This window comes from Cellulomonas sp. URHB0016, assembly GCF_054057935.1.
In genome coordinates this window covers 4,395,428-4,415,837 of record NZ_JBSRZU010000001.1, presented here as the reverse complement: position 1 = coordinate 4,415,837, position 20,410 = coordinate 4,395,428, and the positions used below count along the sequence as shown (strand labels likewise).

General features: G+C 73.9%; 12 protein-coding genes. All 12 read right to left on the bottom strand.

Features of this window, described 5'->3' with window-relative positions:
• Positions 1-10 precede the first annotated feature (10 nt).
• The 12 genes from ACVW07_RS20220 to pheS all read right to left on the bottom strand — a co-directional run bounded on the left by ACVW07_RS20220 (position 11) and on the right by pheS (position 20,132).
• Positions 11-1,162, bottom strand: coding sequence for a PP2C family protein-serine/threonine phosphatase (locus ACVW07_RS20220; RefSeq protein ID WP_456820982.1), 1,152 nt, complete (start codon positions 1,160-1,162; stop codon positions 11-13).
• Positions 1,147-3,465 (bottom strand): tetratricopeptide repeat protein, encoded by a 2,319-nt coding sequence (locus ACVW07_RS20215; protein WP_456820981.1) that lies wholly within the window; start codon positions 3,463-3,465, stop codon positions 1,147-1,149. Before ACVW07_RS20215 ends, ACVW07_RS20220 begins: the two co-directional genes overlap by 16 nt.
• Positions 3,462-4,589 (bottom strand): hypothetical protein, encoded by a 1,128-nt coding sequence (locus ACVW07_RS20210; RefSeq protein ID WP_456820980.1) that lies wholly within the window; start codon positions 4,587-4,589, stop codon positions 3,462-3,464. The genes ACVW07_RS20215 and ACVW07_RS20210 overlap by 4 nt, the downstream gene beginning before the upstream one ends.
• Positions 4,586-5,560 carry a glutamate ABC transporter substrate-binding protein gene (locus ACVW07_RS20205; RefSeq protein WP_456820979.1) on the bottom strand — a complete coding sequence of 325 codons (975 nt, stop codon included), beginning with the start codon at positions 5,558-5,560 and terminating at the stop codon, positions 4,586-4,588. Before ACVW07_RS20205 ends, ACVW07_RS20210 begins: the two co-directional genes overlap by 4 nt.
• The gene (locus ACVW07_RS20200) at positions 5,557-6,873 is read right to left on the bottom strand and encodes a hypothetical protein (RefSeq protein WP_456820978.1); all 1,317 of its coding nucleotides are present in this window, start codon (positions 6,871-6,873) and stop codon (positions 5,557-5,559) included. Before ACVW07_RS20200 ends, ACVW07_RS20205 begins: the two co-directional genes overlap by 4 nt.
• Positions 6,870-8,384 (bottom strand): AAA family ATPase, encoded by a 1,515-nt coding sequence (locus ACVW07_RS20195; protein ID WP_456820977.1) that lies wholly within the window; start codon positions 8,382-8,384, stop codon positions 6,870-6,872. Before ACVW07_RS20195 ends, ACVW07_RS20200 begins: the two co-directional genes overlap by 4 nt.
• Positions 8,381-8,914 (bottom strand): hypothetical protein, encoded by a 534-nt coding sequence (locus tag ACVW07_RS20190; RefSeq protein ID WP_456820976.1) that lies wholly within the window; start codon positions 8,912-8,914, stop codon positions 8,381-8,383. Before ACVW07_RS20190 ends, ACVW07_RS20195 begins: the two co-directional genes overlap by 4 nt.
• A 35-nt stretch (positions 8,915-8,949) precedes the next feature.
• Positions 8,950-10,179 carry a toxic anion resistance protein gene (locus tag ACVW07_RS20185; protein ID WP_456820975.1) on the bottom strand — a complete coding sequence of 410 codons (1,230 nt, stop codon included), beginning with the start codon at positions 10,177-10,179 and terminating at the stop codon, positions 8,950-8,952.
• A 225-nt stretch (positions 10,180-10,404) separates the two neighbouring features.
• Positions 10,405-11,220: a class I SAM-dependent methyltransferase gene (locus tag ACVW07_RS20180; protein ID WP_456820974.1), complete on the bottom strand. Its 816-nt coding sequence runs from the start codon at positions 11,218-11,220 to the stop codon at positions 10,405-10,407.
• A gap of 94 nt (positions 11,221-11,314) precedes the next feature.
• Complete coding sequence (locus tag ACVW07_RS20175; RefSeq protein WP_456821133.1) at positions 11,315-16,294, bottom strand: ExeM/NucH family extracellular endonuclease; 4,980 nt, start codon at positions 16,292-16,294, stop codon at positions 11,315-11,317.
• A gap of 215 nt (positions 16,295-16,509) precedes the next feature.
• Positions 16,510-19,074, bottom strand: coding sequence for a phenylalanine--tRNA ligase subunit beta (gene pheT / locus ACVW07_RS20170; protein ID WP_456820973.1), 2,565 nt, complete (start codon positions 19,072-19,074; stop codon positions 16,510-16,512).
• Positions 19,074-20,132: a phenylalanine--tRNA ligase subunit alpha gene (pheS, locus tag ACVW07_RS20165; RefSeq protein ID WP_456820972.1), complete on the bottom strand. Its 1,059-nt coding sequence runs from the start codon at positions 20,130-20,132 to the stop codon at positions 19,074-19,076. The genes pheT and pheS overlap by 1 nt, the downstream gene beginning before the upstream one ends.
• Between the last annotated feature and the right edge of the window lie 278 nt (positions 20,133-20,410).

Below are 20,410 nucleotides of genomic sequence, written 5' to 3'. Positions count from 1 at the left end.
CCTTCGTGAATCAGCGGTCGGTCGGGTCGAGGTCGGGGCGCTGCTCCGCCTGGAGGGTATCGAAGCCCGGCACGCGGGCCAGCGCCACGGTGATGTTGTCGTGGCCGCCCTGTGCGTTGGCCCACCTCACGAGCTCGCCGGCGATGTCCCCGGGCGCAGGGCCGACGCGCGACCCGGCGTCCCGGACGAGAGCGTCCACGTCGGCCGCCTCGGAGCAGTAGTTCCACAGACCGTCGGAGCACACGAGCACCCAGCCGGGGCCCTGGGTGTGCGTCGCCGTGGTCCGCGGGACGATGTCGGGCGCGTCCGGGCCGAGCCACCGGGTGATGGCGTGCGCGGTCGGGGCGCGCTCCGCCTGCGCCCGCGGCACCCCGTCGGCCATGAGCTCGTTGGCCCCCGAGTCGTCCACGCTCAGCTGACGGGGCGCGTGACCGGGCACGCCTCCGTCGGGCAGCCAGTACGTCCGGGAGTCGCCGAGCCATCCCGTGACCACGAGCGGGCCGTCCACGACCGCGGCGACGAACGTGCACGACGGAGGCTCCTGCCGACCGGCCATGTCGCCGACGGCGCCACGGATCGCGCGGTCCGCGGCGGCCGCCGACTCGACGAGGAGCGCCGACCAGGCGGCCGTGCGGCCCGCGTCACCCGGACTGCCGGACGCGGCACCGTCGGCCAGCACGTCCCGGGCGGCGCGCGCCGCGGCGAGGCTCGCGATGTCGGAGTCCGGTGCCGTGGACACGCCGTCGCACACCACCAGGAACGTCAGTGTTTCGGTCGCGTGCAGCGCCATCGCGTCCTCGTTGCGCGCGTGCCTGCGGCCCCGGTCGCACACGCCCGCGACGTGCGCCGCCGGCGTCTCGGACCAGTGGTCGCGCCCGCTCACGGCGACGGCCCCGCACTGCTCGCAGTAGCCGTCCGCCGCGACGGCGCCGCCGCAGGACGCGCAGGGGGCGACACCGCCGGAGGCGGGCTCGGCGCCGGCGGGTCCCACAGCCGGGGCAGGGGCGGGCTCGACGGGCGCCGCCGGGGCCGGGGCGGGCTCGACGAGCGCCGCCGGGTCCGTCGGTGCGGTGAGCGGCACCCCGCACCCCTCGCAGAACCGGTCGGCGTCGTGCACCGCCACCCCGCAGGAGGGGCACACCGCGCTCACCACGTGGTCCACCGCCGCACCTCGTTGGCCCGGTCGACGAGGTCGATCCGTTCGTCGGGCGACTGGGCGAGGCCGGCGAGCCGCCGGAACGCGGTCTCGAGCGCGTCACGGAGCTCGGGCTCGCGGGCCGGGACGCCGTCGATGGTCACCGTCGTGGACGGTCCGTGCGCCAGGACCGTGTCGAGCGCGGACCCCAGCACGTCGACCTGCAGCACGGCCCGGTCCCGCGGCGCGATCGTGACCGCCTGCACGCTGCGCAGGGCGTCGGCGAGCGCGGACAGGTCACGCCGGGACTCCGCCAGGATCTGGGCGCGCAGCACGCGCGCATCGACGTACGAGCTGCGGGTGGGCGTGACGAGGTCCAGCGCGGCGAGCGCACCCTGCGCGTCGTCGCGGCCGCGCCGGATCCGGGCCAGCCCGAACGCCGCCGGCGCGGTGTAGTTGGCGTCGGACCGGGCGCAGACGACGTACAACGACTCGGCGATGTCCGGCTCACCGCTCAGCTCGCACGCGGCGGCCAGCGCGAGCTTGGGGGCGAGCTCGCCGGGCACCTGCCCGTACACGGCGTTGAACGAGGCGCGGGCGGCGACCGGGTCGCCCGAGGCGAGCTGCGCGAGGCCCCCGAGCCACGCCGCTCGCCACTCCCACGGGTCGTCGGCGAGCACCAGGCCGACGGCCTCCTGGAGCACGTCCGGCCTGCCTGCCTCGATCGCCGCACCGGCCCGCCGCAGGCGCACCTCGACGGTGTCCTCGGGTGCGTCGGCCAGCACGGCGAGGCGCTGGACCGGGTCGCTCACGTTGACGCCGGCCAGCCAGCTCGCGGCGGGGTCGTTCGCGTCGACACGCAGTGGGGGCAGCTCGTCCCACGTCAGCGGCCGGGTGGCCTGGTCGGACTGCGGCACCTCGAACAGCACGGACGCGGCCGAGTGAAGGGCAGGGCTGCCGTCGCCGCGGTCGGTCGCGACGACCTCCCGCAGCACGCCGAGCACCTGGGCGCGGAGCTCGTCGACCGTGCCGAACCGGTCCGCGGGGTCCGGCGCGCAGGCCTTGGCGAGCAACCGGTAGAAGGAGTCGTACCGCTGGAACACGGGGGTGTCGGCGACGTCGGGCAGCGACGCCGCGTACGTCGTGGTGTTGCCCCGGAAGTCGAGGACCAGCGTGGCGAGGGTCCGGCCGATCGTGTAGATGTCGGACGCCACCGACGTCCCCACCTCCGGGACCTCCGGTGCCTGGTAGCCGACCGTGCCGAAGATCGCGGAGTCGAGGTCGTCGACCCGCCGTACCCCGCCGAGGTCGATCAGCTTGACCGCGTCGCCCTGCTGGATCATGTTGTCCGGCTTGAAGTCGCAGAACAGCAGCCCGATGTCGTGCAGGTACGCGAACGCGGGCAGGATCTCGAGCACGTAGGCCAGGGCCTGGTCGACGGGGAGCGGGTCGTTGACGCCGCCCCCCGCGTCACGCCGCTGGCCGAGGATCTGCTTGAGCGACCGGCCGCCCACGAACTCCATGACGATGTAGCCGGCACCGTCGTGCATCGCGAAGTTGTAGATCTCCACGATGAGCGGGTGCTCGACCTCTGCGAGGAACTGGCGCTCGGCGATGGCCGCCGCGTAGGCATCGGGGTCACCGGCGTTCAGCAGACCCTTCAGCACCACCCACCGCCCCGAGACGTTCTGGTCCCGGGCGAGGTAGATCCACCCGAGACCACCGTGCGCGAGGCAGCCGACGACCTCGTACTGTCCGCCGACGAGGTCGCCCGGTGCGAGCCGGGGTGCGAAGTCGAACGCGTTGCCGCACTGCGGGCAGAAGCCCTCGGTGCGGCCCGGCACGCCGTCCCGGCCGCGACCGACCTTCTCCCCGCATGCCGGGCAGAACCGCTTCGCCTCGGGCACCTCCGGGTTCGCCATCACGGAACCGAGGGGGTCCGGAACCGGCGCCGGCGGGACGGTCGTCAGGCCGGCCCCCAGCCGGGCGCCACGCAGGCGCGTGGAGGACGTGCCGACCCGGCGGGTGGTGGTCGAGCCGGTGGCGGCGGTACGGGCGGAGCCGAGGGCCGCCGTGGCGAGACGGCTGGAGCTGGTGCGACCGGTGCGCGTCGACTGCTCCGCACCCGGCTCGCCGGCCGCGGCGCCACGGTCCGGGGCGGCCTGGCGGAAACCCGTGCCCAGCAGCGTCGTCGCCGACGCAGGTCCCGCCGTCGACGTCCGCGTCGAGGGCGCGCCCGACGGGGCCTGGGGCGACCCGCAGACGTTGCAGTACCCGTCCTCGTACGTTCCGGTGCACCCGAGCTCGGTGCAGGCGACGTCGGTGGTCATCGTCGGGCCCCTTCCGGCCCCGTGTGGGGCAGGTCGCGCGTGAGGTACAGGTACTGCTCGACGAGGAAGCGCGACAGGTCGACGTCGCACGGGGTCTGCTCGACCGCGGTGTGCGCCTCCTCGTAGCCGGCACGGACCGTGGGCGATGCGCTGCGGCCGTTGGCGTCGGCGGCCGCCCGGGCCTTCTCGAGCCGGTAGCGCAGCTCGGCGCGCTCGCGCAGCGGTGCGCTGTAGGCGTCGGCGACCGCGTCGAACGCGCGCTGCACGGCGGCCAGCCGGTCCAGGTACGCGTCGAGCTCGGTACGGGTCGCCGGGGGCGGCCCCAGGCGGGAGACGTCCGGGACGGCGAGCTTGGGCGGCCGCAGCACCTCGCGGCGACACCGGTCGGCCAGGTCGTGCAGGGTCGGCTCGCGGGTCTCGAGGGCGTCGAACGTGGTCCGCGCGGCGGCGCGGCCCGTCGCCAGGGTCCTGCGCTGGGAGACCTGGACGATCAGGTCGCGCTCGGCACGCGCCGCTGCTGCCTCGAGCTCGGCGAGCGGTCCGCCGACGTCCGCACCGCGGGCTGCCTGCTCGACCAGGCGGCGCTCCCGGTCGCGCAGCGCCCCGACGGCGGCCAGCGGCCCTTCTTCGACGCCGGCGAGGTCCTCGCACCGGACCAGCGCGGCCCGCAGCTCGCGCAGCCGCGCGACGTCGTCGGCCGTGCTCGGGTCGAACGCGAGACGCACCCGGACCTGGCCGATCATCGCGTCGCACAGGGTCACCGCCTCGACGAGCGACACGAGCGCGGACCCCAGGCCCGAGTCGAGCCGGCCCCAGACGAGCTGCGACATCTTCTCGCGGGCCACCGCGTCGGCGCGGCCGGCGTCCCACACCGCGACGAGCTCGTCGGCCCGGGTGCGGATCGCCTGCCACATCGCGAGCGCGAGCACGAGGTCGGGCGTCAGCGCGTCCCCGGTGCTCGACGCCTGCGCGGCGGTGTCGAGCCGGTCGAGCTCCGCGCGCCGGTCGGTGAGCCAGCGCTCCAGACCGGCCAGGTACCCGGCGAGCTCCTCGGCGGGTACCGCGTCCCCGAGCCTGCCGGGGGCCGGCGGCGGCGCCACCCGGCCCGAGGTCGTGCCCGTCACGGTGCTCGGCCGTACACGGACGTCGGCGGTGCCGGCGCCGGGCCGAGCGCCCCGAGCCAGCGGTCGTAGAGCGCGGTCCAGGTCCCGTCCGTCTTCGCCTGGTCGAGGACCGCGTTGACGAACCGCACCATGTCGACGTTCCCGGCCGGGACGCCGATGCCGTACGGCTCGGCGCTGAACGCGTCGCCGACGACCTTCGCGTACGGGTCCTGCGCGACGAAGCCGGCGAGGACCGTGTCGTCACCCGTGATCGCGTCGACCTTGCCCTGCTGGAACAGCACGAGGCACGCCGTGTGGGTGTCCGCGGCGACCGCGGTGAGGTCCGGGTACTGCGCGAGGCGGTCGAGCGTCGTCGTCCCCTTCGGCGCGCACACCTTGCTGCCGCCCAGGTCCTCGATGCCGGTCGCCGTGGAGTCCCGCGTGACGAGCACCTTCTGGCCGGCACGGAGGTACTCGGCCGAGAACGCGATCGACTGCCACCGGTCGCAGTTCATGGTGAACGTGCGCGCGACGAGGTCCACCTGGCCGTCCTTCAGCACGTCGAGACGCTGACCGGACGTGATGACCCGGAACTGGAGCCGGTTCGGGTCGCCGAACAACGCACGGGAGACCTCGTGCAGGACGTCGATGTCGAAGCCCTCGATCTGGCCGCTGAGCGGGTTGCGCGACCCCATGCGCAGGGTGTCGGCGGACACGCCCACCACGAGCGACCCGCGCTTCACGATCGTGTCCATGGTGCTGCCCGGCGCGATCGCCGTCCCTGCCTCCGGCGCGTAGGACGTCGTCGCGTCGTCGCACTGGACGGCCGCCGGTGCCGCGGTGGGTGCCGGTTCGGCACTCGCAGTCGGCGTGGGTGCGGGCGTGTCGTCCGCGGGGTCGCAGCCGGTCAGGAGCGCCAGGCCGACGAGGGCGACGAGGACCGCCGCCGTCCGGCGCGCCCGTCCGGCGGCGGTGGTGCGTGTCGTGGTCACCGGTACTCCTCCAGTCGCCTGCCGATACCGCGCCACCCGAGGACGGCCGCCGCGACACCCGCGAGGAGCGCGAGCCAGCCGAGCAGCACCACCGCGCCGACCGTGTTCGAGAGCGCCTCCTGGGTGGCGGCCACGTCCTCGTCCACGGCCGACGCGGCCGCCGAGGTGAAGGCGTCGAACGAGGTCCGCGGCTCCCCGGACGGGTCGACGGCCAGGGCGACGGCACCGTCCCAGTCACCGCCGTCGTCCCGTGCACGGATCTGGCCGTGGGCGCCGACCCACGCGGACAGCTGCTGCCCGAGCTGGTCGGCGGGTCCCGGCGCCGCGGCGAGCACGGCGCCGGCCGCGTCCGTCTCGGTCACGAACGTCTCCTCGAAGGCTGCGCCGGAACCGCGCTTGATCAGCGTGAACGACTCCATCGACTTGGCGTCCGTCGCCAGCGACAGTGCCTGCGAGACCGCCACGGCGCGCGCGTACGGTCCGTCGCGGGCCTCGTCGGCCCGTGCGCTCGCGCGGCCGAGGACGACCGCGCCCACGACCGTGGCCACGAGCAGCACCACGGTCGCGGCCGCCAGGCCGGCGTTGAGCCGCCGGTGCGTCAGCCGGGCCAGCCACGCCTGCACGACCACCAGCACGACGACCGCCAGCACGCACAGCGCCAGGACCCAGAGCACCGCCGAGACCGCGCCGAACGAGCTGCCGACGCGTACCCCGTTGTCCTCCACCAAGGTGTCGAGCGCGGGCAGCACCTCCGAGCGCAGGACGGCGGACGCCTGGTCGAGGTAGGCCGCCCCCACCGGGAAGCCCTGGCGGTTGTTGGCGCGCGCCTGCTCGACGAGGCCGGTGTAGGTGGTCAGGCCCGCTGTCGCCTGGCCCAGCAGCTCGGCGTCCGCCGCGTTCGAGCCCGCGAGCCGGACCAGACCCTCCGAGGCCTCCGCGATCGCGGCGTCGTACCGGGCTCGTTGCTCCGGCGGCTCGAGCCCACCGACGAGGAACGCGTTCGTGGCCGCCGCGTCGGCCGTCACCAGGTCGTTGCGGACCTCACGGACCCCGATGAGCTGTGCGGTGTCCGCCCGCGCCGCGTCGAGCGCCGCCGCCTGGGCCAGCCCTGACGCCAGACCCGCAGCACCGGCGACCAGCGCGGCGAGCACCACGAGGACGCCCGCGACACGCAGCCTGCCCGGCGTCCGCCGCAGAGCCGCGCGCAGTCCGTGAGCCGGTGCCGGCTCCCCCGGCGGAACGGCCGGCACCGGACCGGCCTGCGCCGGACGGATCGGGCCCGTCGTGGGGCCGGCAGGGGCGAGCGTCGTCACGCGAACTCCTCGAGATGGTCGGGACCGGCCGGGCGGGCCGCGGGTTCGGCGTCCGGACCGGAGTCCGGTTCGGCGTCCGGTCCGGAGTCCGGTTCTGCGTCCGGTCCCGCCTCCGGTCCGTCGTCCGGCTCGGCGACGAGGTCCTCGGGCAGCAGCAAGCGCAGCTGGTCGAGGCTGGGTCGCGCCACGTCGCGCAGCCGCCAGGCGTGCCGGGTGATGGCCCTGTCGAGCACGTTGCGGGCGTACCGGCCGTTGCCGAACCCCTCGTCACGGACCTGCGCCGAGGCGAGCCGCTCGAACTGTGCCAGACACTCCGGCGACGGCGCGAAGTCCGCCGTGCGCGCGGCGCGGTCGAAGATCTCCCGCAGCTCGGCGTCCGTGTAGTCGTCGAACTCCAGCGTGGTGGAGAACCGGCTCTCGAGGCCGGGGTTGACCTCGAGGAAGCGCGCCATGGGCCCGGGATACCCCGCCACGACCACCACGAGGTCGTCGCGGTGGTCCTCCATGTCCTTCACGAGCGTGGTGACCGCCTCGGCGCCGTACTGGTCCTCGGCGAGCCCGTACGCCTCGTCCACGAACAGCACGCCGCCCACCGCGGACGCGACGACCGCGGACGTCTTCTCGGCGGTCTGTCCGAGGTAGCCGGCGACGAGCTCCGAGCGGTCCACCTCGACCAGGTGACCCTGGCTGAGCAGGCCGAGCGCGCGGTACAGCTTCGCGACGAGGCGGGCGACGGTCGTCTTGCCGGTGCCCGGGTTCCCGAGGAACACGAGGTGCCGCGTGATCGTCGGGGTCGCCAGCCCGGCGTCCTGGCGGAGCTTCGCGACGCGCAGGAGCTGGGCCTGGTGCCGGACCTCGCGCTTGACGCGTTCCAGGCCGACGAGCGCGTCGAGGTCGGCGAGGAGGTCGTCGAGCGTCGGTGCCGGCTCGTCGGGCACGGGCACGGGCACGGGCACGGAGCCGGGTCGGGCGCTCTGGGCGACCGTCCCGGACGCGAGGGTCTCGGGCGTGGCGGGCAGCACCGAGCCGTCGGGTCCGTCCGGCGGCCACGGCTCGGGAGCCGGTCGCACCGTCACCTGCGGCGACCCGGGGTGGCGGGCGGCGCCCTGCTGCACCGCGGCGGTGGCCGAGGCGCGCGCGATCACGTCGATCGACGCGGGACCCAGGTCGCAGGCGGCCGCGACCACGCGCACCAGGGCGGTCGCGTAGGCGTCGACGTGCGGGGACCGCTCCGTGACCAGTCCCGCAAGGTGAGCGGTCGGAGTCGTGCGCCACCGCCTCGCGACCGAGGCGGACTCGAAGAACCGGTCCAGCCCCGGGCCCGTGATCCCGAGGGCCGCGTTCCACGCCGCAGCCGCCCCTGGGACGGCCTCCGCCACGGCGGCTGCCAGCGCCGCACCCTCGTCGCGGGCCTGTGCCCGGTCGAGGCCGGCTGCCGTCGCAGCCCCCTCGAGCGCGTCGAGCGCCGCACGCAGCTCGTCGACCGGGGAGCGGCTCGTGTCGGTGCTCACAGCCCGTCCCCTCGGATCGCACCCGGGCCGTCCGGCGTGATCGCCAGCGCCGACTCCCCGAACTTCTCCGCGAGGAACTGCCCGTGCGCGACGAGTGCCTGCGCGTCCTCACGGGACACGGCGTCGGAGATCTTGCCGAGCGTCACGCCGAGGAGGTCGAGCTGGTCGCACAGCACCATGAGCGACGTCTTTCCTCGGGACACGACCCGCCGGTCGGCGAACTCCCGCGGCAGCCGCAGATACCCGCCGACCGCCTCGGGGAGGTAGCTCGTCGCGGTCGCGACGACGGTGTGCGCCTGCCGGGAGCCGACACCGAACCGGTCGAGCCGAGGGGCCATGTCCTCGATCGTGCGGGCGATGCCGTGCACGCGCGCCGCGACGGCCGCCGGGACGCGTCCCGCGACCTGCTGCTCGACCGTCCGCACGGATTCGAGGATCTCCGCGGAGGTCGGGGCGGCGGGCGCAGCGGAGATCTCCGCCGGGCGCGGTCGGCCGCGCAGGCGCTCCACGACGTCACCGATCCAGCTCATCCCCACCCGATCCGACCGTCGACCCGACCCGTCCTTCAGCTGCCGCCGAGGTCGAACGAGCTCGACGACGGCAGCCCCTCACGAAGAGGCGTGTCGTCCCGCGACACCCGGTCGAGGTACGCCTGGGCCTTCGTCGTCTCCGCCTGCAGCACGCCGACGGTCTGCGCCATCGAGTCCAGGGCCTTGACCTTGAACTCGTCGATGGACTCCATCGTCGCGTAGATGTCGGCGAAGGCCTGCTGCAGCTGCGGCAGGCCGAGCGTCGACGACGCGGCCTGCTGCTGGATGGTCGCCGACTGGTCCTTGAGCATCTTGGACGTCGACGCGATCATCCCGGACGTCGTCGTGTTGAGCGCCGTGATCTGGTCGAGCACGAGCTTCTGGTTGTTGAGCGCCTGTGCCACGAGGACGGCCGTGCGCAACGCGGACACCGTGGTGGTCGTCGCGCGGTCGACACCCTTGATGAGCTCGATGTTGTTCTTGAGGATGATGTCGACCGCGAGGTAGCCCTGGATCGAGACGACGAGCTGCGTGAGCAGGTCCTGGTGCTTCTGGCGCACGTAGAACAGCACGTCCTTGCGCAGCGAGTCTGCCCGCTGCGGGTCGGCGACCTCGATCTCGGCGATCTTCGCCGACAGCTGCGTGTCCAGGCGCTCCGCGACGTACACGTACTGGTTGAGGCGGCCCATGGTCTCCCAGAGGCGCTGCTTCTCGAGGTTGAGCGCCGCGTTGTCCTTGCGGAGCTCGTCCTGGCCGTCGTAGAGGGCCTTCACGATGGCGTCGAGCTGCTTCTGCGCGCTCTCGTAGCGGCGGAAGTAGTCGGTGAGCTGCGAGCCGAACGGGATGATGCCGAGGAGCTTGCGACCGACGCTCGCCTCGGCGGGATCGAGGTCCTCGACCGTCCGGCGCAGGTCCAGCAGCGACCGGCTGACCTGCGAGGTGCCTGAGACACCGCCCTCACGCAGCTCGCGGACGGGGACCTGCAGAAGACGGTTCGACGAGTCGGCGGCCGTGCGGATGTCGGCCTCGCCCATGAGCCGCACGTCGTCCGCCTTCGCGGCGAGCTCGGGCGAACCCGGCTGCACCGCGAGGAGGCCGTCGACGTAGGCGGACACCTTCGCGTTCAGTCCGGGCAGCGCCGCCTCGTCGATCCGCGGCGCCATCGCGGGGGCCTGCGTGGCGGCGACCGGCTGCGCCGGCGCGGGCGGGTCCAGCGCGAACGACGACTGGGCCGCCGGAGGGGTCAAGGGGGCCGCGTCCGTCATGTGATCCTCCACGTCAGCCGTTCGTCGATCGGTACGCAGGTGCGGCGCACAGAGCAGCACCGGGCCGCTGCGTCGCGCCGTGCGGCGCTGCCGGACGATGGTCACGCGATGGTCAAGCGCTCCGCTTGCGGACGCTAGCACGGCGACGTGCACGCCAGAGGGTGGATTCCGCGCCCGGCGAAACCGGCGACCTGTGGTCCTCGGTGCGGCTGGGGGCCACCCGGGTCAGCGACGGACCCCCCGGACCAGCAGGTGGGCGCTGGCACCGAGCAGGCTCGGCTCCCGCTCGACCCGCCGGACCGCGTCCAGCACCCGCTCGCGCAGGGTGACGTCGTCGAGCAGCTCGTCGAGGGCCGTCGCGAACGACCCCGGCCCTTCGACCGCGACGGGCCCGTCGAGCTCCAGTCCCGCCTCGCGGACCTCGTCTGCCAGCCCTTCGGCGCGGTGGAAGTAGGCGGTCGCGAACCACCCGGGCACGCGGTCGTCGTTCACGTGCTCCCCTGTCTCGACGTCGCGACGCACCACCTCCGCGAACCGCTCGTCCCGCAGCAGGCCGTGGACGATCCCGTCGGTCGTCGACGCGAACCGGCCGATCGCGGCCGCCACCACGACGCCACCCGGTCGGAGCACCCGCCGCGCCTGCGCCCACACCCTCAGCCGGTCGCTCCGGGACGGCAGGTGGTACAGCGGGCCGAGCAGCAGCACGGCGTCCGCCGAGGCGTCGTCGAACGCGAGGGCGCGAGCGTCGCCCTCCGTCACGGACGCGAGAGGCCGGCGCGCGGCGGCCGACGCCGCCCGTGCCTGGTCGAGGTGGAGCGGCACCGGCTCGACGAGGTGCACCTCGTAGCCCTCGTCGGCGAGGGGCAGCGCGTATCGGCCCGCCGCCCCGCCGACGTCGAGCACGACCGCGGGGGCGGCAGGGAGCCAACGGTGCAGCAGCTCCGTCGTACGCAGGGCCTCGAGCCGGCCCGGACCGGAGTCGAGCCGGGACTCCTCCTCGCCCAGCGCGTAGTGGGCGAGGACGTCGGGCGGGATCTCCATGACGACACGGTCCCCGCCCGGGTCGACCGTGTCCACCGAGCTCCGCCGAGGCGGGCCCGCGTCCAGGTGCGGACGCGGGCCCGCCTCGTGGTGGTCAGCGGCTGCTTGCCGGTGCGCTCGTGCTCGGCGAGACGTTCGCAGGATCGTTCGGGACGAACGTCGCCGTGTAGGTGTGCCGCCCGGACGGCAGGGTGCCGAGCGCGACGCCGAGCACGACGTCCAGCGTCCTGACGACCGTGCCGCCCTCACGGATCTCCACCTTCCCGGCGGGGAGCCTCCCGTTGTCGGTGGTGACAGTGGCGATCGCCAGCGACGGCAGGACCAGGAAGCTGCGCGTCACCGTCAGGCCGGTCGTCGTGGTCACCTTGTGTACCACGACGGTGACCGGGGCGGACTCGGAGCCCGCCACCGTCTCGTCCCCCGCGAAGCGCGCGACCACCTCGTAGGTGCCCGCCGGGGTCGAGGACGGCAGCCGGAGGGTCGCCGTCCCGTTCCGCAGCGTGGCCGTCCCGAGCTCGTCGTCACCCACCATGAACACCACCGGGCCGGAGACCGGCGCGTCGGCCGTCACCGTCGCCGTGAGCGTCACCCGCGACGACGAGCCGAACACCTGGCCGCCCGGCGATGCCGTGAGCGCCGTGGAGGACGACGGGATGCCGGCCTCGACGGTGAGCGGCAGCGTGACGGTCGTCCCGCTGGGGCTGGCGACGAGCGTCAGGGCGTGGGCCCCGGCATCCGTGCCCGCCGGGACGGTGACGGACACGTCCGCGTTCCCGTCGGTCACCGTCGCCGTCCCGATCGACGTGCCGTCGAGCTGCACGTCGAGCGCGGTGTTCCGCGGCGACCCCAGGCTCGTGAGGTCGAGCTTCGACACCCGGAACGCGAGCTTGTCGCCTGCGGTGACCGAGCCGGGCAGGGCGGGGACGCCCACGGCCTGCCGGGCGAAGTCGGGCGCGAGGCCCGGGTGGGCCTGCAGGTAGGCGATCCAGCCGTCACGGTCGACGAGCCCCGAGTCCCGGGCGTCCGTGCCCTGCGTGAAGACGCGGAAGTTGTCGCCACCCGTCACGAGGAACGAGAACGTCCCGATGCGGTAGTCCGCCGCCGGGTCGAGCGGGACCCCGTCCACCGTGACCGACGTGATGTGCGACCCCATCGGCGCCGCGGCGTCGTAGGTGTACGTGACGTTGTCCGACAGGCCCAGCTGCAGGTACGGCCGCGACGGGATCGTGCCGTCCGCGTTCGTCTGCCACTGCTGCTCCAGCATCGTCTTCACCTGGGCGCCCGTGAGGGTGGTGGTCCAGAGGTTGTTGACGAACGGGAGCACGGAGTTCGCCTCGGCGGTGGTGACGACCCCGTCGGGCGCGTACAGCAGCTCCGCCCTCAGGCCGCCCGGGTTGACGACGCCGATCTGGGCGCCGCCGAGGTTGTCCGGTGCCAGGGTGTCCCGCAGCGCGTTGGCCACGAGGTCGCCGAGCGTCGACTCGCTCGCCCGGTCGTCGCGCCCGGACGTCACGTCCGGGCCCGGGCCCGTGTAGCCGTCCGCGGTGTAGGTGCCGCCCGAGAACGCCGTCGTGATGTCGTCGGTGACCGAGCCGACGGGTACGGAGCCGACCGTGCTCGCGTAGGCGAGCGCGGCGTCGACGATCGACTTCACCTCGGCGACCCGTGGGTAGGTGGCGGCGAGCTGCGCGGCGAACGCCGCCTCGCTCGTGCCGGCCGGTGCGACGAGCCGCGGGATGTTGGACTGCGTGTGCGCGAGCACCTCGTCGGTGCTCGGGTCGTACGTGAGCACGATCTTGCCGATGTTCTCGCCGTAGCTGCCGGTCTGCAGGACCGGACGCGTCTTGCCGGCCTCGCCCGGGACGGGCGCGTCCCACGCGTACACCTTGTGCGTGTGGCCGGTGAAGATGGCGTCCACCGACGGGGCGGTGTCGTTGACGATCTCCTCGAAGGCGCCGCCGGCGGCGAGCTCCTGCTCCAGCGTCGCGCCGTCCGGCGTCCCCGCCCCGGCACCCTCGTGGTACGTCGCGACGAGCACGTCGGCCTCGCCGTTCGACGGGTCCCCGTCGGTCAGCTCGCCCGCGACGCGGTTGACGGCCTCGACCGGGTCGCCGAACGACAGCTCGGTGATGCCACCCGGGCTGACGAGCGACGGCGTCTCCTCGGTGACCGCGCCGATGATGCCGACGGTCACGCCGTCCATGTCGAGCAGCGCGTACTCGGGCAGCGCCGGCGTCGTGGTGCCCGCGAGGTACACGTTCGCCCCGAGGTAGTCCCACGTGGCGTTCGCCCCGCCCGCGATGATGCGGTCCCTGAGATCGGCGAAGCCCTTGTCGAACTCGTGGTTGCCGACCGCCGACGCGTTGAGCTCGATCGCGTTGAGCACGTCGATCGTCGGCTGGTCCTGCTGGACCGCGGACGCGAACAGCGACGCGCTCACGTTGTCGCCCGCGGAGACGAAGGCGACGGGGCCGCCGGCGGCGACCGCTGCGGCCTTCTCCTTCTCGACGGTGCCCGCGAACTTCACGGTGTTCGCGTCGATGCGCCCGTGGAAGTCGTTGATGTCGAGCAGCGTGAGGTTCACCGGCACGGCCGCGCCGGTGACCAGGCCGACCACCACCGGGTCGTGGTCGGAGGACCGGTACGGGTCCGCCGCGTAGAACAACGTGCCGTGGTAGTTGTACCGGCTGTACTCGAGCGCGATGGACTCCTCGGCGTTGATCTCCCAGATGTCCGCGCCCGTGGCCCGGGCGAGCGCCGGGCCGTTGAGCAGCACGTGGTCCAGCGACCCCGACAGGCCGCTGAACGAGTACGAGTACTGCCCGGGTGCGAAGTGCGACCCGGCGTCGGTGTACCCGGCGTCGTACAGGAGCCGCAGCGGGTCCTCCTGCGTGTAGGAGTTGAAGTCACCGACGAGCGCGACCGCGTCGGCGTCGCCCTGGATCGTCGGCACCCAGTCGCGCAGCGCGGTCGCCTGCCGGACCCGGGACTCGTTCGAGGCACCCTGGCCGTCCCCGGTGTCGGCGTCGCCCGGCCACGGGCCCGCCGACCCCTTCGACTTGAAGTGGTTGACGACGACGAGGAACGGCTCTCCCCCGCCGGCCGGCGTGAACGCCTGGGCGACGGGCTCGCGCGCGTTCCCGAACGCCTGGTCGTCGGCGCTCAGCGTGCCGAGCGCGTGTGACGGGCCGGTCCGGGTGACGGCCGCGGTCCGGTAGATGATCGCGTTCGTGATGACGTCCATCTGCGCGGCAGGCGGCAGCTCGCTCGACGACGGGACGTACGCCCACACGGTCGAGCCCGCGTCCGCGTTGAGCGCGTCGACCAGGGTGCCGAGGGCCTCGTCGGCGACGCCGTCGACGACCAGGGAGTTCTCGATCTCCAGCAGCCCCACCACGTCGGCGTCCAGGCCGTTGATGGCCTTGACGATCTTGGCCTGCTGCCGGGCGAGGTCCGCCGGGTCCCATGCGCCGCGCGGCTCGCAGCCGCTGTTGACCGTCACCGGGTCGCCGGTGCGGTCGTTGAACGACGTGCACCCGGCGGTCCCGGCGCCGAGCGTCGTGAAGTAGTTGAGGACGTTGAACGACGCGATCCGCAGGTCGCCACCGATCGCGGCCGCGTCCGGCGCGGCCGTCCGGTCGCTCGTGAAGGACACCGGCGCGGGCAGGCCGGCGACCACCTGCGACGTCGGGTTGAGCTTCCAGGCGTTGTTCCGGTAGTCCACCACCAGCGGTGCGGCGAACGTCACGGCCTCACCGACCCGCACGGGGCTCGCCAACGAGACGTACGGCGGCGTCTGGCTCTGGTTCACGGCGGACAGGAAGTTCGTCGAGGCGCCGTCGTCGAGCACCACGCCACGCGCGGCGTCGTCGGCCGCGGCGGCGGCCGCCTCGGCGGACCCGGGCGCCCCGACCTCGGTCGGCTGGAGCAGCGGCGTGGTGCCGGAGGCGAGCCCGACCTCCCCGTACTGGTTGGTGCTGAACGTGTTCGACACGGTGAACGACCCGGTCGGCGTGAAGAGCATCGACTCCAGCGACTCGCGGTCGGCGTCTGTCGTCGGCCACGCGCTCGCGACGGGGGTCACCGCGGGAGCGGGGTCGCGCAGCTGCTCGAGGCCGTCGGCCGCGACCGTCAGCTCGGTGAGCCCGTTGAACTCGCTGACGACGCCCGTCACCTGGACGTGGTCGCCGATCCGGACCGCGCCGACGGTCGAGGCCGAGAACACGAACACCGCGTCGGACGCACCGGGCGTCGCGTCGGACGCCCCGCCGGTGCCGGGCGTCTGGATCACGTAGCCGTTGAGGCCGCCCGTCGGATACGCCGCCGTGACGACGCCCGCCGTGATCACCGTCTCGCCCACCAGCGGCGAGACGGCACCCGTGCCCTGGATCTCGGCGATCGTGCGCACGGTCGGCGTACCCGGGCCGCTGCCGCCACCGGCGCCCTGCGGGGTCGGAGTCCCCGTCGTGAAGTCGGCCGCGTTGTTCGCGGTGTTCGTGTGAGCAGCGTCGCGGGAGACGGACGTCGAGCTGGAGGTGCCGGACGCGGGGGCGGCACCGGCGAACACCACCGTGCTGCTGCCCCACCCGACGAGGTCGACGACGGCGGCATCACCCGCGCACGACGCCGCAACCGCGCAGACCAGCGTGTCCGAGGTGGTCGTCAGCGCCACCTTGCCGGCGCTCCCGGAGATCGCGATGGTGCCGTCGATGTCCGGCGTGATGGCCGGCTGGCTGGTGTCCGCCCCCGGTGCCTCCCCGACGAGCAGCGACCCACCGGCGGCGATCGTGCCGGACAGCACGGTCTTCGCCCCGAACGTCGTGTTGCCCGCCGCCCCGTACTGCACGGCCCAGCCCGTCACGTCGACAGCGGTGGTCTGGGTGTTCACGAGCTCGATGAAGTCCCGGTTGAACTGGCCGCCGGAGTTCCCCCCGCCGCCGTACACCTCGTTGACGAGGACCCGGGGCGTCGTGCCCGTCGAGGCGTGCGCGCCCCCCGCGCCGACGACCACTCCTGCCACCGCGAGCGCGAGGGCCGCGATGCCCCCGGTCGTCGACCTGACCCCTGCGTGCACGTGGTGCTCCTTCGTCGGGAAGCGCTCGACCACCCTCACGGGTGGCCATCGTTCACTCTCACGGGTTGTCCGATGTGTCGCAACTACTCATCGGTAACCATTTGGTGAACTCGTCCCACGACTCGTAGCCGCCCGGCACGTCACGACCCCGCGGCCGGTCCGGCTCGCGGGGTCGTGACGGTGGGCCCGCAGGTCAGCGCGGCTCAGGCCGCAGGTCAGGCGCGCAGCGTCGCTCCGAACCGCTCGTGCGTCTCGGCCACGACGGCGTCCCGCACCGACGCCTGCTCCTGCGCGGTGAGCGTCCGGTCGGCCGCGCGCAGCCGCAGCGCGAACGCGAGCGACCTCGTCCCGGCGGGCACCTGGTCCCCGACGTACACGTCGAACAACCGGACGTCCTCGACGACGTCGCCGGTCGGGCTCGACGCGGCACCGACCCGGACGGCAGCGAGCACGTCCGCCGCCGGCACCTCGGCGGGCACGACGAGCGCGATGTCCTCCTTGGCCACCGGGAAGGGCGACACGGGGTGCGCCTGGACGGGGTCGTGCGGTGCGTGTGCCAGGAGCACGTCGAGGTCGAGCTCGAACGCCACCGCCCGCGCAGGCAGGTGGTGCGCGGCGACCACCGTCGGGTGCAGCTCACCGGCGTGCCCGACGAGTGTCCCGTCTGCCGTCGTCAGGCGCGCGCACCGTCCGGGGTGCCACGGCGCGTGGCCGGGGTCCGCCGACACGACCAGCGGCACACCGACGATCTGCGCGACCTTCTGTGCGGCCGCGATCGCATCGGTGTGGTCGGCCTTGCGTCCGGGCCCCCACCACCCGGCCGGGAAGACGTTCCCGGCCAGTACTCCGGCGATCCGGCGCGGCTGCGGCGGGACGGCCGCCCGGATCGCCGCGAGGTCGTCGTCCGAGGGCCGGGCCCCGCCCGGGAGCCGGGGTGCGACCGGCGCGTCGGCGAGCGGCCGGGTGACCAGCCCGATCTCGAACAGCGCGATGTCCACGACACCTCGCGAGACGTTCCGCCGCGCGGTGTCGAGCAGCGTGACGAGCAGGTTGGTCCGCAGGTACGGCTGCGCGTCGGACATCGGGTTGACGAGCCGCACGGCCCTGCGACGCGCGTCGTCCTCGGGCAGCCCCAGAGCGTCGAGCTGCTCGGTCGAGACGAACGGGTAGCTCAGCACCTCGACGAGCCCCGCCTCGGCCAGCGCGCGGGCGACCGAGCGCCGGGTCCGCTGGCCGTCCGTCAGACCCCGACCGATCGGCGCGTCCGGGACGATGCTGGGGATCGCGTCGTACCCGCGCAGGCGCGCGACCTCCTCGACGAGGTCGACGCCGGCCACGAGGTCCGGCCGCCACGTCGGGGGCTGCACGGCGACGGTGCCGTCGACGACGTCGCCGACGTCGCAGCCGATCTGCGTGAGCGTCGCCACGACCTCCTCGGCCGTGTAGGGCACACCGACCAGGCGGGCCGGCAGCGTGACGTCCAAGGTGATCGGTGCCGGTGCTGCCGTGCGGTCCACGTCCGTCAGCTCGTCGTCCGCGACGCCACCGCCGTGCTCGACGAGGAGAGCGACCGTCCTGGCCACCGCCACCCGAGGCAGCTGCGGGTCGACCCCGCGCTCGAAGCGCCTGGCGGCCTCGCTCGACAGCTTGTGCCGACGTGCCGTCCGGGCGACCGTGATCGGGTCGAAGTGCGCGGCCTCGATCAGCAGGTCCGACGTGCCCGCCCCCACCTCGCTGTCGCCGCCGCCCATGACGCCCGCGAGCCCGATGACCCGCGACGCGCGGACGCCCGACGGGCTGTCGGTGATGAGCAGGTCCTCCGGGTCGAGGGCACGGTCGACGTCGTCGAGCGTGCGCATCCGCTCCCCCGGGACTGCTCGCCGGACCACGACCGGTGCGGCCACCTTCGCGAGGTCGTAGGCGTGCAGCGGCTGCCCGAGGTCGAGCATCACGTAGTTCGTGACGTCGACCGCGAGGCCGATCGGCCGCATGCCGGCCTGGGTCAGCCTGCGCTGCATCCACTGCGGGGACGGGTCGTTCGCCCGGACCCCGCGGACGACCTGCGCGACGAACCGGTCCGCGCCGGGCACGCCGTCGATCGGCGCAGCGTCGTCGATCTCGACGGGGAACCCGCCGGTCGCAGGCGCACGCTGGGCCTGCGACGCCAGACCGTGGTCGGTGAACCGTGCGCCCGTCGAGTGCGCGTACTCGCGGGCGACGCCGCGCATCGAGAAGCAGTACCCGCGGTCGGGGGTCACGTTGATCTCGAGCACCTCGTCGCCGAGGCCGAGAAGCTCGCGGGCGTCCGTGCCGATCTCGGCGTCGATCCCCAGCGCGGACAGGACGATGATCCCGGCGTGGTCGTCCCCGAGCCCGAGCTCGCGGGCGGAGCAGATCATGCCGTCGGACACGTGCCCGTACGTCTTGCGGGACGCGATCGCGAACGGCCCGGGCAGCACGGCACCGGGCAGCGCGACGACCACGCGGTCGCCGACGACGAAGTTGTGCGCGCCGCAGACGATCCCGCGGGGCGAGCCGTCCGGCTCGTTGTGGGCCGGACGCACGTCCACCCGGCACCAGTTGATCGTCTTGCCGTTCTTCTGCGGCTCTGCGGTCAGCTCGACGACCTCACCGACCACGAGCGGCCCGGTGACCGCAGCGGCGTGGATGGCCTCCTCCTCGAGCCCGACACGGACGAGGTCCGCCGCCAGCTGCTCGGCCGTGAGGCCCTCCGGCAGGTCGACGTGGTCGCCGAGCCACGTCAGGGGAACGCGGGGCATCAGATCTCCGTCCCGAACTGGATGGAGAAGCGCACGTCGCCCTCCACCATGTCGTGCATGTCCGCGATCCCGTGGCGGAGCATGAGCGTGCGCTCGACGCCCATGCCGAAGGCGAAGCCCGAGTAGACGTCGGGGTCGACGCCACAGGCGCGCAGCACGTGCGGGTTGACCATGCCGCAGCCACCCCACTCGATCCAGCCGGGTCCGCCCTTCTTCTGCGGGAACCACAGGTCCATCTCGGCGCTCGGCTCCGTGAACGGGAAGAACGAGGGCCGCAGCCGTGTCCGGGCGTCCGGACCGAAGATCGTCCGCGCGAAGTGGTCCAGGGTGCCCTTGAGGTGCGCCATCGTCAGGCCCTTGTCGATCGCAAGGCCCTCGACCTGGTGGAACACCGGCGTGTGCGTCGCGTCGAGCGCATCCGTGCGGAACACCTTGCCCGGGCACGCGATGTAGACGGGCAGCTCACGCTCCAGCAGCGTGCGCGCCTGCACGGGCGACGTGTGGGTCCGCAGCACGAGGCCCGACTCGGCCCCGGCTCCCCCGTCGACGAAGAAGGTGTCCTGCATCTGCCGGGCGGGGTGGTCCACGCCGAAGTTCAGGGCGTCGAAGTTGAACCACTCGGCCTCGAGCTCGGGGCCTTCGGCGATCTCCCAGCCCATCGCGACGAACATGTCGGCGATGCGCTCCTGCAGGGTCTCGAGGGGGTGCCTGGCGCCCTGCGGCCGGCGGTCCGTCGGGAGCGTGACGTCGACCGTCTCCTCGACCAGGACACGGGCGTCGCGCTCCGCCTCGAGCACGGCCTGCCGTTGGGCGAGCGCGCCGGTCAGCCGACCACGGGCAGCACCGAGCAGCCGCCCGGCGGTGCCCTTGTCGGCCGCGGCCAGGCCGCCGATGGCACGGTTCGCGAGCGCGACCGGGCTGTGCTCCCCGAGGTGCGCGAGACGCGCCTGCTTCAGCGCGTCGAGGTCCGTCGCGGCGTCGAACGCCTTGAGCGCGACCTCCACGGCGGCAGCGATGCCGGGCTCGTCGAGCGGGGACAAGGGGGTGTCGTCGGACATCCGGACCTTCCAAGGAGGTTGCGGGCGGCCCTGCCACGCCAGCGCGCGGCGACGGGCCGTGGCCGGGCGCGAGGCGCACGGCCAGCAGGGAAGTCTAGTGGCGCCCGTCCCGGAGCCTGTGTCTGTCCGTGCGCCGTCCGCCTGCACCGGCGGACCTGCTCACGTGCGCGTCAGCGCGGCCCGGAAACGGGCCGCGGAAATCGACGGGGGCACGGCGTCATGCCCGCCATCCTGCCACGCGAGCCCCTGGGCCGACCAACGCCTTGCTGTCGTCGGTG

Excerpts from the sequence above, each read along its gene's own strand:
- pheT (WP_456820973.1), bottom strand. The coding sequence starts at position 19,074 with ATGCCCCGCGTTCCCCTGACGTGGCTCGGCGACCACGTCGACCTGCCG.
- ACVW07_RS20180 (WP_456820974.1), bottom strand. The coding sequence starts at position 11,220 with ATGGAGATCCCGCCCGACGTCCTCGCCCACTACGCGCTGGGCGAGGAG.
- ACVW07_RS20190 (WP_456820976.1), bottom strand. The coding sequence starts at position 8,914 with ATGAGCTGGATCGGTGACGTCGTGGAGCGCCTGCGCGGCCGACCGCGC.
- pheS (WP_456820972.1), bottom strand. The coding sequence starts at position 20,132 with ATGTCCGACGACACCCCCTTGTCCCCGCTCGACGAGCCCGGCATCGCT.
- ACVW07_RS20185 (WP_456820975.1), bottom strand. The coding sequence starts at position 10,179 with ATGACGGACGCGGCCCCCTTGACCCCTCCGGCGGCCCAGTCGTCGTTC.
- ACVW07_RS20215 (WP_456820981.1), bottom strand. The coding sequence starts at position 3,465 with ATGACCACCGACGTCGCCTGCACCGAGCTCGGGTGCACCGGAACGTAC.